Below are 14,070 nucleotides of genomic sequence, written 5' to 3'. Positions count from 1 at the left end.
GACAAGGAACGCTGCAACAATGAATTATTTACTTGCAATTGATCAAGGAACGAGTAGTACCCGAGCCATGATATATGATGTTTATGGTGAGTTAGTTGCTAGTAGTCAATATCCGCTTACTCAACATTATCCTCAAACAGGGTGGGTTGAGCATGATCCAGAAGAAATATGGCAAAAAACCTTAATTGCTATGCGTGATGTTGTAGCTAAAGTTTCAGCCGATCAAATAGTTTGTTGTGGTTTAACAAACCAAAGGGAAACTACAGTAATTTGGGATAAAAAGACAGGCAAATGTCTTGCTCCTGCAATTGTATGGCAAGATCGGAGAACGGCCAAATACTGCGATACGTTAGCAATTGATGCATCGATGATACAAGAAAAAACCGGTTTAATTCCGGATCCTTATTTTTCTGCAACTAAATTAAAATGGTTTTTAGAGAACAATCAAGAAGCAAAAGAGCTTGCAGGTAAAGGCGACTTAGCTTTCGGTACCATTGACAGTTTTCTAATATGGCGTTTAACTACGGAGCATTTGCATTTAACCGATGTGACCAATGCATCGAGGACGATGCTGTTTAACATTAAAAAAGAACAATGGGATTTAGATTTACTTGATTATTTCAAAATACCCGAGTCTGTTTTACCTAAGGTTTGTGCAAGTGATAGCCACTTTGGGATGATGGATAAGCAATGGATTGGTATTGAATTACCAATTACGGGAGTTGCTGGTGATCAGCAAGCTGCTTTAATTGGTCAAGGGTGTTTTAAAATAGGGATGGTAAAAGCAACCTTTGGTACGGGTGCATTCCTATTGCTAAATACGGGTAATAAACCAGTATTATCACAGCATAAACTCCTAACCACAATTGCTTATAAGATTCAAGGAAAAACTGTATATGGGTTAGAAGGGAGTATTTATCATGCAGGTACAACTGTAAAATGGCTACGCGATTCAATGAAGTTAATAACAAGTTCTGATGAAACTGAGGCCCTGGCAAGCTCCTTGAATGGAAATGATGGAGTTTATTTAGTTTCAGCATTCACAGGGTTAGGTGCACCACATTGGTTATCTGCCCCTGGAGCATCCATGTTCGGTTTGAGTTTATCCACTAATAGAGCTCATTTTGCTCGCGCAGCATTAGAAGGGGTTTGTTATCAAACTCGTGAAGTATGTTTTTGTATGAGAGAGGACAGCCAATTGGATTTATCCTTATTGCGAGTTGATGGTGGGATGGCAGTTAATCGGTGGTTTTTGCAATTTTTAGCAGATCAATGTCAATTAGAGATAGAAAAACCTAAAGATATTGAAACAACTGCAAAGGGTGCGGCTATATTAGCGGCTTTGGGGTGCGGAATTTTTAATTCTTTGGATGAGCTGCACGCAATTTGGGATGTAGAGCAATCACTTAAACCGCAAAGGGCTTTGGAGCAAGTTGAGCAGGACTATCGTGGCTGGAGGAAGGCTTTGCAAAAAATAAAAGGGTAAACATTCTTTAGAATGGGTTCCCGCCTTCGCGGGAACGACAATTCTTTACTTAACGACTGTAAGAACCTGAATCCAAGCTTAAGGAACATTTCTTGTTTTTTCACCAGTATAAAGCTGGCGTGGTCTACCAATTCTTGATTTAGTGGCAACCATTTCCATCCAATGGCTCATCCAACCAACAGTACGGGCTAAAGCAAAGACTACTGTAAACATATTTGTTGGAATTCCTATAGCACTTAAAGTCAGACCGGAATAGAAGTCAACATTAGGATAAAGTTTTTTCTCAATAAAATAATCATCTTCAAGAGCAATCCGTTCAAGTTCCATAGCAAGCTTGAATAACGGAGCATCTTTTGCACCAACTGCTTCCAATACATCATAGCAGGTTTGGCGCATTACTTTTGCTCTGGGGTCATAGCTCTTGTAAACACGGTGACCAAATCCCATTAATCGGAATGGATCATCTTTATCTTTTGCGCGCTTGATGTAATGTTGAATGCGATCAACGCTTCCAATTTCTTTGAGCATATTCAGGCAAGCCTCATTCGCACCACCATGAGCGGGTCCCCATAGGGCACCGATTCCTGCAGAGATACATGCAAAAGGATTTGCTCCTGTTGAACCAGCTAGACGAACAGTGGAGGTAGATGCATTTTGCTCATGATCCGCATGTAAAATAAAGATAGTATCCATAGCGCGTACCAGAACAGGATCAGGCGTTGATTCTTCAGTAGGAACGCTAAACATCATATGTAAGAAGTTTTCCGCATAAGACATTTTATTTTGTGGATATATATAGGGTAATCCTATTGAATATTTATAACTCATTGCCGCAAAAGTAGGCATTTTAGCAACCATGCGTATTGCAGAAATAAATCGGTCTTCCGCATTATTCAAATCCATGGTGTCATGATAAAAGGCAGATAAAGCTCCAACCATTCCGACCATAATTGCCATTGGATGTGCGTCACGTCGGAAACCATTCAAGAATTGATACATTTGTTGATGTACCATAGTGTGGTTGTTAATTAAATTAACAAATTTTTTCTTTTCATCGGCACTAGGTAGCTCGCCATTGAGTAAAAGATAACTTACATCCAGAAAATCTTTTTTCTCAGCTAATTGCTCGATTGGATAGCCTCGATAGAGTAATATCCCTTTATCACCATCTATATAAGTGATTTTAGATTCACAGGAGGCAGTCGATAAAAAACCTTGATCAAAAGTAAAAACGCCACGCGCACCCAGTTGTGTGATATCAATTACATCATTTCCTAACGTAGGTGTATATACCGGTAATTCAAGTGGCTCTTGGCCTTCAAGGCTAAGTTTCGCTGTTTTTTTTGTCATTGCTTCTCCTGATAAAGGATTCATTTGTTTGTGCGTGGCACTATATACAAAATGAGCACTTACAGTCAATTTTATTATGGTTTAGAATTTCAAAGAATGACAGTAAAAAAGTAACAAATTTATCTCTGTTGTGATGAGAATCAAAATTTAGGGCATATTTTATCATTTAGACTAGGAAAATACTGAGGGCAATGCAGTACTTAGGGTACATTTTAGTGTAGATGATTTAATTAAATCCGTCTGTATGGTATCCTTTATCATTAAAATTTATCGTCAAGGATACGTCCAAACTATGGTTTATCTAGCTAAAGAAATCTTGCCAGTTAATATCGAAGATGAATTAAAACAATCCTACCTAGACTATGCGATGAGTGTTATCGTAGGCAGGGCTTTGCCTGATGTTCGTGATGGGCTGAAACCGGTTCATCGACGCGTACTTTTCGCAATGAGTGAATTAGGCAATGACTGGAATAAACCCTATAAAAAATCGGCACGTGTCGTAGGGGATGTAATCGGTAAATACCACCCACATGGCGATACAGCAGTTTATGACACCATTGTTCGTATGGCACAACCTTTTTCAATGCGTTATCTTTTGGTTGATGGTCAGGGTAACTTCGGTTCCGTAGATGGCGATGCGCCTGCGGCAATGCGGTATACCGAAGTAAGAATGTCTAAGGTAGCTCATGCTTTATTAGCGGATCTTGAGAAAGAGACGGTAGATTTTAGCCCGAACTATGATGAAACAGAATTTGCTCCTGTAGTTTTGCCTTCACGTATACCCAACTTATTGGTTAATGGTTCTTCTGGTATTGCGGTAGGTATGGCGACGAATATTCCACCCCATAACCTTACTGAAGTGATTAATGCATGTATTGCTCTGGTTGATGATCCTGAGCTTAGTTTAGACGACATTATGGAAATCATTCCTGGTCCAGACTTCCCAACAGCCGCAATTATCAATGGCCGAGCTGGAATTATACAAGGCTATCGTACAGGAAAAGGGCGCGCAATTATTCGGGCCCGAACTGAAATTGAAACGGATGAAGATTCAGGGCGACAATCCATTATTATCACGGAGCTCCCGTATCAAGTAAATAAGGCGCGTTTGGTTGAACGTATTGCTGAGTTGGTGCGAGATAAAAAGATTGAAGGAATTTCAGGACTTAGGGATGAGTCTGATAAACAAGGTATGCGAGTTGTAATCGAGCTAAAACGTAATGAAGTGGCTGATGTCATCTTAAATAATTTGTACGCCCATACCCAAATGCAAAATGTGTTTGGAATTAATATGGTTGCCTTGGTTGATGGCCAACCGCGTACCTTGAACTTGAAACAAATTCTTGAATATTTCATTAAACACCGACGAGAAGTTGTAACTAGAAGAACCCTTTTTGATCTGAAAAAAGCACGTGCTCGCGCTCATTTATTAGAAGGCTTGGGAATAGCTTTAGCAAATATTGATGAAATGATTGATTTGATTAAAAAATCACCAACCCCTCAGGACGCTAAAGAAGCATTGCTTGCTAAGCTATGGCAACCAGGCATGGTTAAAACGATGTTGGAAAGAGCAGGCTCTGATGCCTCTCGGCCTGATGATTTGGCCGCTGAATTTGGATTAGGGGCTAATGGTTATAAATTATCAGAGGCTCAGGCTCAAGCTATTCTTGAATTAAGACTTCATCGCTTAACCGCTTTAGAACAAGATAAAATTTTAGGTGAGTTCGAAGAATTATTGCAATTAATTCGTGAGCTATTGGAAATATTGGCCTCTCCAGAGCGACTCATGCAAGTAATACGTGATGAGCTCCTTGATATAAAAACTCAGTTTGGTGACGAACGTCGTTCTGAAATCACTGCATCACAAGAAGATTTAACAATCGAAGACTTAATTACTGAAGAAAATGTAGTAGTAACTCTATCGCATCAAGGCTATGTAAAATACCAACCTCTTAGTGCATACCAAGCTCAACGTCGAGGTGGTAAGGGTAAATCCGCAACAAATGTTAAAGATGAGGATTTTGTTTCTCGTTTAGTTATTGCAAGTACGCATGACACATTGCTTTGCTTCTCTAACCTCGGAAAACTTTATTGGTTAAAAGCATATCAGCTTCCTTTGGCCAGTCGTATCTCTAGGGGTCGTCCGATTATTAACATATTACCACTTGCTGAAGGCGAAGAAATTAACGCCATGCTACCCGTCAGAGAGTACCAAGAAGGTTTCTATGTCTTTATGGCTACGAAAAAAGGAACGGTTAAAAAAGTACCTTTAAATGCATTTAGCAGACCAAGATCTAATGGAATTATTGCTGTGGATCTTGATGAAGATGACAGTTTGGTTGGAGTTGATATTACGGATGGTAGTAAGGATATCATGCTATTTACTGATGCGGGTAAAGTAGTACGCTTTGATGAAAGTAAAGTCCGACCTATGGGCCGTACTGCCCGTGGGGTACGAGGAATTCGCATCGAAGAGGGACAAGCAGTAATATCCTTAGTTGTCGCTCATCCAGATGGAACCATATTGACTGCAACAGAAAATGGATATGGAAAACGTACCTCCATCGAAGAGTATCGAGTTTCTGGACGTGGTGGACAAGGTGTTATTTCCATTCAGGTAAGTGAGCGTAATGGTAAAGTTGTCCGTTCAGTGCAGGTTACTGATGCAGATGAAGCAATGTTGATTACCGATAAAGGCACGCTGGTACGATTTAAGATCGATGAGTTGTCTGTGATTGGTCGAAATACACAAGGTGTTCGCTTAATTAATGTTAGCCCCGGGGAAAAAGTAGTGGGTATGCAAAAGATTGAAGATTTAGGCGAGGATTCTAATGAGTCCGATGACATAACTGAAATTGAAGAAAATGGCGATGACAACTAGAGTCTATAATTTTGGTGCTGGCCCTTCAATGCTTCCTGAGGCTATTCTTAAGGAAGCACAAGAAGAGTTTCTAGATTGGCAAAATCTTGGCGTTTCTGTTCTTGAGGTTGGGCATCGGAGCCCGGAGTTTACAACTCTCTTATCGCGCGCGGAACAGTCCTTAAGAGAATTACTCTTTATCCCTTCAAATTATCATGTCTTATTTTTGGGCGGGGCTGCCCGTACTCAGTTTGCTATGATTCCAATGAATCTATTGGGTCCAGAAGATCAAGCAGGCTATCTGGTCACCGGTATATGGTCACAGATGGCTTTTTCTGAAGCACAACTTTTAAAAAAAGCATATTGTATAGCCAGTGATGAACAAAATGGTTATAAAACAATCCCTGATGTACGAAGCTGGGACATAAAAGAAAATACATCCTATGTTTATTACACTCCCAATGAAACTGTGAATGGGGTGCGATTTCCTTCTGTTCCCAAAACTAAAAATATTACTTTAATCGCTGATATGACGTCTGCTTTGCTTAGTGAACCTATCGATGTCAAAAATTATGGTTTAATTTTTGCGGGAGCACAGAAAAATATAGCAAACGCCGGGCTAACAATAGTAATTATTAGGGATGATTTATTAGAAAAAATGCCGATTCCCCAAGTGCCAACAATGTTAAATTATAAAATTCAAGTCGAGCATCATTCGCTTTTTGCAACCTCACCAGTATTTAATTGTTATTTAGCGGATAAAATGTTTGATTGGATAAAAACGCAAGGTGGAATTGAAGAAATATACCGTCTCAATTGTCAAAAGGCAGCTAAATTATATCAATATTTGGATAACAGCGATTTTTATACAACTCATGTAGATCCTGAGGTTCGTTCTATAGTTAATGTCTGTTTCTCACTTAAGAATGATACATTAGAGAATGAATTTCTACATTTGGCACAGCTACGTGGTTTATATGCTTTGAAGGGGCATCGATTCGTTGGTGGAATTCGCGCGAGTCTATATAATGCAATGCCCATTACCGGCGTTGATGCGCTTATAGAGTTCATGTCTGAGTTTGCAAAGGAAAATAGTTAGTGAGAATACATAATTTTATCAGTAAACCTGTTCGGTCAATCAATGGTGAGATCACTGTACCTGGTGATAAATCTATTTCACATCGCTCCATTATTTTTGGTTCTTTAGCTAAGGGAACAACGATCATTAATGGATTTCTTGATGGTGATGATTGCATGGCAACCCTAAAAGCTTTCCAAGCAATGGGAGTAACCATAGAAGGTCCTGATGAACAACAAGTGGTAATCTATGGGGTTGGCAAGCATGGATTGAAAAAGCCTGATAAGGTTATTGATTGTGGAAACTCTGGAACCAGTATGCGACTGCTTGCAGGATTATTAGCTGCCCAATCTTTTGATAGTCAACTAACAGGGGATGAGAGCTTATTAAAAAGACCGATGATGCGGGTTAGTAAACCATTAACACAAATGGGTGCCGATATTACTACTGTAGATGGAAAACCTCCGCTCACAATTAGAGGCGGCAAAAAACTTAAAGGGATTCATTATGTTATGCCCGAAGCGAGTGCCCAGGTTAAATCATGCATTTTATTGGCTGGTCTCTATGCTGAAGGGGAGACCCAAATCACAGAAGCAGGTGTGAGCCGTGATCATACAGAACTAATGCTCAAAAACTTTTCTTATCCTGTTCATCGTTCAGGTAATACTTTAATTGTTAACTCAGAGAGTGAATGCATTGGCACTGAGATAGATATTCCTGGAGATATTTCATCTGCGGCATTTTTCATTGTTGCAGCCACTATTATTCCTGACTCTGATATTCTCATTCGAAATGTAGGTATTAATCCAACGCGTACTGGAATACTGCATATTTTATTGGAGATGGGGGCTAATATTACTCTTTTAGACCAACGACAACTTGGAGAAGAATGGGTTGCTGATTTGAGAGTTCAATATGCACCATTGAAAGGAATTAACATAGATTCAAATATGGTACCTCTTGCAATTGATGAGTTCCCTGTAATTTTTATTGCCGCAGCTTGTGCACAAGGACAAACTACGCTGCACGGCGCAAGTGAATTACGCCTTAAAGAAAGTGATCGGATTGCTGCTATGGTTGATGGTCTAAAAGAATTAGGTATTCATGCAAATGCATTAGACGATGGAGTACTGATCGAAGGAGGAACCTTAAACGGAGGTACTGTTGAAAGCAGAGGTGATCATCGTATCGCCATGTCTTTTGCAATCGCTGGGGCTGTAGCTAAAGAACCTGTTACTATTAAAAATTGTGTCAATGTAGCTACCTCATTTCCTTTGTTTGTGGAAACAGCAAAGGAGCTTCAATTACAAATAGAGGAAACTGTTAATAATGTACAATGACACAGTACCTGTTATAACCTTAGATGGACCAAGTGGCACTGGTAAGGGCACTTTATGCCAATTACTTGCGAAACATCTTAAATGGAATATGCTTGATAGTGGTGCTATTTATCGTGTTCTCGCTTATGCTGCTAGGAAAAATAAAATTGACTTTCACGATGTAGATAAATTGACTGCATTAGCGCGTTCACTAAATTTACGCTTTGAATCTTCTGATGATTATGGGGCACAAGCCATTTTGGATGAGATGAATATCAGTTCTGAAATTCGAAGTGAGCAATGTGGCCAAGACGCATCTCAAATTGCTGCGATTCAAGAAGTTAGACATGCTTTACTCGAGCGGCAACGTAATTTTGCACAATCTCCAGGACTCGTTACTGATGGTCGAGATATGGGTACCGTAGTCTTCCCTGATGCTGTTTTAAAGATATTTTTATATGCTAATGAAGAAGAAAGAGCAAATAGACGTTATTTACAGTTGAAAGAAAAGGGAATTAATGTTAGCCTCGCGCAGGTTGTAGAAGAATTGGCTAAGCGTGATGTAAGGGATACTGCTCGTACGCATGCGCCATTGAAGCCTGCAGATGATGCAGTGCAAATTGATACAACCAGATTATCCATTGTACAAGTGTTTAATATTGTATTAAAATTAATTAATGAACGTTTGTACTGTGCTTAATTATTTGTTGGGGGAAAGATGAGTGGAACTCAATCTTTCATTTTTTTACTAAAGAGTTTATTAACATGTCTGAAAGTTTCAAAGAATTGTTTGAGCAAAGTATTGCCGGTGCTCAATTTTATCCTGGTGCCATTATTAATGCTAAAGTTATCGGAATCGATAGTGACTATGTCATTTTAAATGCGGGTCTAAAATCTGAAGGTATTGTACCTAAAGAAGAATTTTATGACAAAGATGGTGCATTGGAAGTTAGCTTGGGTGATACTGTTGAAGTAGCACTGGACTCTGTAGAAGATGGCTACGGCGAAACGCTCCTTTCAAGAGAAAAAGCAAAACGTCAGGAAGCTTGGCGTAAATTATCTAAATCACATGAAAACAATGAAACAGTTACTGGTCTTATCTCCGGAAAAGTTAAAGGCGGATTTACTGTTGAAATTGGTACCATACGCGCTTTCTTACCTGGTTCATTAGTAGACGTCAGACCTGTAAGAGATCCTTCTTATTTAGAAGGCAAAGAGCTTGAATTCAAAGTTATTAAAATGGATTTAAAGCGCAACAACATCGTTGTATCACGTCGTGCAGTTGTTGAAGAAGAAAGTAGTGCTGATAGACAAGCATTGCTTGAGTCCTTACATGAGGGTCAAGAACTTCATGGTATTGTTAAAAACCTTACCGATTATGGTGCATTCATTGACCTGGGTGGCATAGATGGCTTGTTGCATATCACTGATATTTCATGGAAGCGTGTAAAACATCCAAGTGAAGTATTATCCGTTGGCCAAGACGTAAAAGTAAAAGTATTGAGTTTTGATAGCGAAAGAAACCGTGTTTCTTTAGGCATGAAACAATTAGGTAACGATCCTTGGGTTGATCTAGTAGAACGTTATCCAATAGGCAGAAAATTACAAGGTAAAGTAACTAATATCACTGATTATGGTTGCTTTGTTGAAATCGAAGAAGGTGTTGAAGGCTTAGTCCATATGTCTGAAATGGATTGGACCAATAAAAACGTACATCCAAGTAAAGTAGTTTCTCTGGGTGATGTAGTTGATGTTATGGTTCTTGAAATTGATGAAGAAAGACGCCGTATTTCTTTAGGCATGAAACAATGTGTTGGTAATCCATGGCAACAATTTGCTGCCGCACACAATAAAGGCCAAAAAGTAAGTGGTAAGATTCGTTCAATCACCGACTTCGGAATATTTATTGGCTTGGATGGAGATATTGACGGTTTGGTTCATTTGTCTGATATTTCCTGGACAGTTGCTGGCGAAGAAGCAGTAAAACAGTTTAAGAAAGGACAAGAGTTGGAAGCTGTTATTCTTGCTATAGATCCTGAGCGTGAGCGTATTTCTTTGGGTATAAAACAACTTGAAGGCGATAACTTCGCGAGTTTTGTTGATGAGTATACTAAAGGCGCCATAGTTAAAGGCACTGTTGTCGCTGTAGATGCTAAAACAGTTACTGTAGCTTTAGCCGATGATATTACTGGTACTATTCGTGCAAGTGAATTGTCCGATGAGCGTGTTGATGATGCGACTACTCTTGTCAAAGAAGGTGATGAGATTGAAGCAAAAATCATAAATGTTGATCGTAAAAATCGTTCAATTACTCTTTCAGTAAAAGCGAAAGATGCTCAAGATGAAGCAGATGCGATTAAGAAATACTCTAGAACCGAAGGTACTTCAACAACAACCTTAGGTGATTTGCTGAAAGAAAAAATGGCAAGTAAAGAGAGTGATTAATTTCTTTATTGTCAATTAGTTAAAAAAGCGTAGATTTCTCTACGCTTTTTTGTTTGTATATTTTAATAACCTGTGTGAACCGAAGTGGAGCTCAGGTTTAAATTACAGTATCATCCTGGAAGATCCCGGGTTCCGCTTCGAATTGCCCTGGAAACAAAAAAGGAAGAATTTTATGCGCATATTAATGCTAGTTATTTATATACTTCTTATCATTATTGGCGTTAGTTTTGCTGCTCTAAATGCAACTTCAGTGGATGTTAATTTATATTTTAAAACAATAACAATGCCTATCTCTGTTCTTATGACAATCATGTTAGGTATTGGGATTTTAGTAGGTTTTATACTTTTTATTGGAAGATATTGGCGTTTAAAAGCTGAATGCCACAAAATTAAAAACCAATTAAAATTAACTGAAAAAGAAATTAAAAACTTACGATCAATTCCATTGCAAGATCAACACTAATTTTTTTGTTATTATGAAGTCTAACATGCAGAGGGGAGGGTAATAATGATTGATTTATGGCCATTACTATTGCCTGCTGCTGCGTGGTCTGGTTGGTGGTTGGCAAATCGTAGTAAATCCAAGAGCGACCCCACTCTTTATAACCGTTTATCCCGTGAATATGTTGTAGGACTTAATTATCTTTTAAACGAGCAACCTGATAAAGCTGTTGATGTTTTTATTAAATTACTAGAGGTTGACAGTGATACGGTAGAAACACATCTTGCGTTAGGGAGTTTGTTTAGGCGCCGTGGTGAAGTTGATAGAGCGATACGTATTCATCAAAATTTAATTGCGAGACCTCAATTAAGTATTTTACAAAGAAAAGAATCATTAATGGCCTTAGGCCAGGATTATATGAGTGCTGGTTTATTCGATCGTGCAGAGCGAATTTTTTTGGAGGTTGTAGAATTAGGGGGATCTAAAGAAACCAGTAGCTTGCATGGTTTGTTAGCCATTTATCAACAAGAAAAAGCTTGGGAAAAAGCTTTGGATGTAATTAAAAAGCTTGAAATTTCAACAGGGACTAGTTTTCATAATCAAGCGGCTCATTATTATTGTGAAATGGCCAATCAGGCATTAAAAAGCAATGCAATTGATAAAGCTACATATTGTATTAAGCAAGCTATAAGCGTTGATAATGAATCAGTTAGAGCCAGCTTAATGAATGCAAGCCTCGAAATGAAAGAAGGGCGTTACAAACAAGCAATTCGCTCATTAAAACGTGTTCCTCAGCAAGATGCTGATTTTTTAACAGAAATTATCGAACCTCTAGTTGTATGCCATAAAGAATTAAATACAATGGATGAGTGTGTCAAGTATCTTGAAGAGACCTTAGAGGATAATCCTAGAGCTTCAGTAATTTTTGTAATAGCGGAATATTTAAGACAACAAAAAAATATGGATGCTGCGATAGATTTCGTTGCGGATAACTTGAGTAAACATCCATCCATACGAGGTTTAAATCAATTAACCTATTGGCATCTTGAGTCTGCTCACGGAAAGGTACGTGATAAGTTACAAATGCTTTATGATATAACAAGTAAATTTTTAGACAATAAGCCAGTTTATCGATGCGTTCATTGTGGTTTTGGTGGCAAACATCTTCATTGGCATTGTCCCAGCTGTAAAAACTGGGGAAGAATGAAACCTGTCCATGGATTGGAAGGATATTAACTAATTTTTTAAGAGATTATGATGCAATTTATCGATTTAAAAAAACAATATTCAATAATAGAAAACGAAATTTTAGCCAGTATTAAAAACGTTTTGGATCATGGTCAATATATTATGGGGCCTGAAATTGCTCAACTTGAAAGGCAATTAGCTGATTTTATAGGAGTTAAACATGCTATTGTCAATTCAAGTGGAACAGACGCGTTATTAATGGCTTTAATGGCTTTGGAAATACAGCCTGGAGATGAAGTAATTACTACTCCTTTTAGTTTTTTCGCTACTGCTGAGGTGATTAGTCTTTGTCAAGCTAAGCCTGTTTTTGTAGATATTGATCCACTTACTTATAACATGGACCCTAATAAGCTTGAAGCTGCAATTACCAGTAAAACTAAGGCGATAATGCCAGTGGGATTATATGGTCAATGTGCTGATCATGATGAAATTAATGCTATCGCAGCTCATTACGGTATACCAGTGATTGAAGATGCAGCACAAAGTTTTGGTGCAACTTATAAAGGTAAATATTCATGTGCTTTATCAACGATTGGATGTACTAGTTTCTTTCCATCAAAACCTTTAGGTGGATATGGAGATTCAGGTGCCTGTTTTACCAATGATGATGTTTTAGCTCAAAAACTTATTGAAATAAGAATTCATGGTCAAAATGCGCGTTATTGCCATAACCGCATAGGAATAAATGGGCGAATGGATACGATTCAGGCTGCTGTTTTAATTGAGAAATTGAAATTGTTCCCAGATGAAATTATTATGCGCCAAAGAGTTGCTAAAGCATACGATCAGATTCTTTCACCTTTAGTAAAAACGCCCTTCGTTCATAGCTACAATACAAGTGTTTATGCACAATATACTATTGAAGTAAGTAATCGAGATGCGTTCCAGAAGGCAATGCAAGAATCCGGAATTCCAACTGCTGTGCACTATCCTGTACCCCTGCATCAACAAACTGCCATGGCATATCTTGGTTATAAAATGGGTGATTTTCCTCATGCAGAATATGCAAGTAGTCGGGTTATTAGTTTACCTATGCATCCTTATTTGCAAGAAGCAGAGCAAATAAAAATAGTTACAGCTGTAAAAAGTGCTCTAGAAGTTCATGAAGAAGAGGCTATGGTATAAATGATGCCTAAATTAATTGTTGCACTGGATTTTGATAATGAGCATGATGCGTTAAATTTAGTTGAAAAGCTTGATCCTAACAGTTGTGCTGTAAAAGTAGGAAGCGAACTTTTTACACTCCTTGGTACAAGTTTTGTGAAGCAATTGATCAAAAGAAAATTTAAAGTTTTTTTAGACTTAAAATTTCATGATATTCCTAATACAGTTGCAAAAGCGTGTACGGCAGGGGCTGAGCTCGGGGTGTGGATGATGAATGTCCATGCTTCTGGTGGAATGAGTATGATGCAAGCAGCAAGGAATGCTATTGATTCTTATGGCGCGAGTAGACCCATCTTAATTGCAGTGACTGTATTGACCAGTTTTAATCAAAATGAATTAATTTCAGTTGGGATTAATACCCCTGTAATAGACCATGTTAAAAAATTAGCTATTTTGACAAAGGACGCAGGTTTGGATGGAGTGGTTTGTTCCGCTCAAGAAGTAAAGGTAATAAAGGGTTCCTGTGGTAATCAATTTATCACGGTAACTCCAGGCATCAGATTGCCAAATAACGTCAGTGATGATCAATCGCGAGTAATGACACCCAAACAGGCCATTGAAGAAGGTAGTGATTATTTGGTAGTAGGACGTCCAATCACACAAGCAATAAATCCTGAACTGGTTGTCGCTGAAATTTTAAAGAATATTCAAAATTAATCCTATATATAGCCTAGGTAC

At 38.4% G+C, this 14,070-nt stretch carries 11 protein-coding genes; 10 read left to right on the top strand and 1 reads right to left on the bottom strand.

All coding sequences use genetic code 11. From position 1 onward, the window contains the following. Nucleotides 1-19 precede the first annotated feature (19 nt). On the top strand, nucleotides 20-1,486 hold the full coding sequence (gene glpK / locus ACWTEW_RS25460; RefSeq protein WP_454780895.1) for a glycerol kinase GlpK: 1,467 nt from the start codon (nucleotides 20-22) through the stop codon (nucleotides 1,484-1,486). A 78-nt stretch (nucleotides 1,487-1,564) separates the two neighbouring features. Here glpK and gltA read toward each other — a convergent pair whose 3' ends face one another. Further along, nucleotides 1,565-2,836: a citrate synthase gene (gene gltA / locus ACWTEW_RS25455; RefSeq protein WP_454780894.1), complete on the bottom strand. Its 1,272-nt coding sequence runs from the start codon at nucleotides 2,834-2,836 to the stop codon at nucleotides 1,565-1,567. Nucleotides 2,837-3,128: 292 nt separating this feature from the next. Here gltA and gyrA point away from each other — a divergent pair, with 292 nt between their 5' ends. The 9 genes from gyrA to pyrF all read left to right on the top strand — a co-directional run bounded on the left by gyrA (nucleotide 3,129) and on the right by pyrF (nucleotide 14,049). Continuing rightward, nucleotides 3,129-5,717, top strand: coding sequence for a DNA gyrase subunit A (gene gyrA / locus ACWTEW_RS25450; RefSeq protein WP_454780893.1), 2,589 nt, complete (start codon nucleotides 3,129-3,131; stop codon nucleotides 5,715-5,717). Beyond that, nucleotides 5,707-6,795, top strand: coding sequence for a 3-phosphoserine/phosphohydroxythreonine transaminase (serC, locus tag ACWTEW_RS25445; protein WP_454780892.1), 1,089 nt, complete (start codon nucleotides 5,707-5,709; stop codon nucleotides 6,793-6,795). The genes gyrA and serC overlap by 11 nt, the downstream gene beginning before the upstream one ends. Continuing rightward, nucleotides 6,795-8,114, top strand: coding sequence for a 3-phosphoshikimate 1-carboxyvinyltransferase (gene aroA, locus ACWTEW_RS25440; protein WP_454780891.1), 1,320 nt, complete (start codon nucleotides 6,795-6,797; stop codon nucleotides 8,112-8,114). Before serC ends, aroA begins: the two co-directional genes overlap by 1 nt. Continuing rightward, the gene (gene cmk / locus ACWTEW_RS25435) at nucleotides 8,104-8,793 is read left to right on the top strand and encodes a (d)CMP kinase (protein ID WP_454780890.1); all 690 of its coding nucleotides are present in this window, start codon (nucleotides 8,104-8,106) and stop codon (nucleotides 8,791-8,793) included. The genes aroA and cmk overlap by 11 nt, the downstream gene beginning before the upstream one ends. A gap of 65 nt (nucleotides 8,794-8,858) precedes the next feature. Then, on the top strand, nucleotides 8,859-10,538 hold the full coding sequence (gene rpsA / locus ACWTEW_RS25430; RefSeq protein WP_454780889.1) for a 30S ribosomal protein S1: 1,680 nt from the start codon (nucleotides 8,859-8,861) through the stop codon (nucleotides 10,536-10,538). A gap of 172 nt (nucleotides 10,539-10,710) precedes the next feature. Beyond that, the gene (locus ACWTEW_RS25425) at nucleotides 10,711-11,001 is read left to right on the top strand and encodes a LapA family protein (protein WP_454780888.1); all 291 of its coding nucleotides are present in this window, start codon (nucleotides 10,711-10,713) and stop codon (nucleotides 10,999-11,001) included. Nucleotides 11,002-11,046: 45 nt separating this feature from the next. Next, complete coding sequence (gene lapB / locus ACWTEW_RS25420; protein WP_454780887.1) at nucleotides 11,047-12,216, top strand: lipopolysaccharide assembly protein LapB; 1,170 nt, start codon at nucleotides 11,047-11,049, stop codon at nucleotides 12,214-12,216. A 21-nt stretch (nucleotides 12,217-12,237) separates the two neighbouring features. Continuing rightward, a complete protein-coding gene (locus ACWTEW_RS25415) occupies nucleotides 12,238-13,353 on the top strand; it encodes a DegT/DnrJ/EryC1/StrS family aminotransferase (protein ID WP_454781273.1) in 1,116 nt (371 codons plus the stop codon). Further along, nucleotides 13,354-14,049, top strand: a complete 696-nt coding sequence (pyrF, locus tag ACWTEW_RS25410) for an orotidine-5'-phosphate decarboxylase (protein ID WP_454780886.1) — start codon at nucleotides 13,354-13,356, stop codon at nucleotides 14,047-14,049. The last annotated feature ends 21 nt before the right edge of the window (nucleotides 14,050-14,070 follow it).

It is taken from the genome of Legionella stuttgartensis (assembly GCF_977063405.2).
The sequence above is the reverse complement of the archived record's forward strand: the minus strand, read 5'-3'. Positions and strand labels throughout refer to the sequence as shown.

Bases quoted from the DNA above. Each gene is read 5' to 3' on its own strand.
- glpK (WP_454780895.1), top strand. From the start codon at position 20: ATGAATTATTTACTTGCAATTGATCAAGGAACGAGTAGTACCCGAGCC.
- gltA (WP_454780894.1), bottom strand. From the start codon at position 2,836: ATGACAAAAAAAACAGCGAAACTTAGCCTTGAAGGCCAAGAGCCACTT.
- gyrA (WP_454780893.1), top strand. From the start codon at position 3,129: ATGGTTTATCTAGCTAAAGAAATCTTGCCAGTTAATATCGAAGATGAA.
- serC (WP_454780892.1), top strand. From the start codon at position 5,707: ATGACAACTAGAGTCTATAATTTTGGTGCTGGCCCTTCAATGCTTCCT.
- cmk (WP_454780890.1), top strand. From the start codon at position 8,104: ATGTACAATGACACAGTACCTGTTATAACCTTAGATGGACCAAGTGGC.
- rpsA (WP_454780889.1), top strand. From the start codon at position 8,859: ATGTCTGAAAGTTTCAAAGAATTGTTTGAGCAAAGTATTGCCGGTGCT.
- ACWTEW_RS25425 (WP_454780888.1), top strand. From the start codon at position 10,711: ATGCGCATATTAATGCTAGTTATTTATATACTTCTTATCATTATTGGC.
- lapB (WP_454780887.1), top strand. From the start codon at position 11,047: ATGATTGATTTATGGCCATTACTATTGCCTGCTGCTGCGTGGTCTGGT.
- ACWTEW_RS25415 (WP_454781273.1), top strand. From the start codon at position 12,238: ATGCAATTTATCGATTTAAAAAAACAATATTCAATAATAGAAAACGAA.
- pyrF (WP_454780886.1), top strand. From the start codon at position 13,354: ATGATGCCTAAATTAATTGTTGCACTGGATTTTGATAATGAGCATGAT.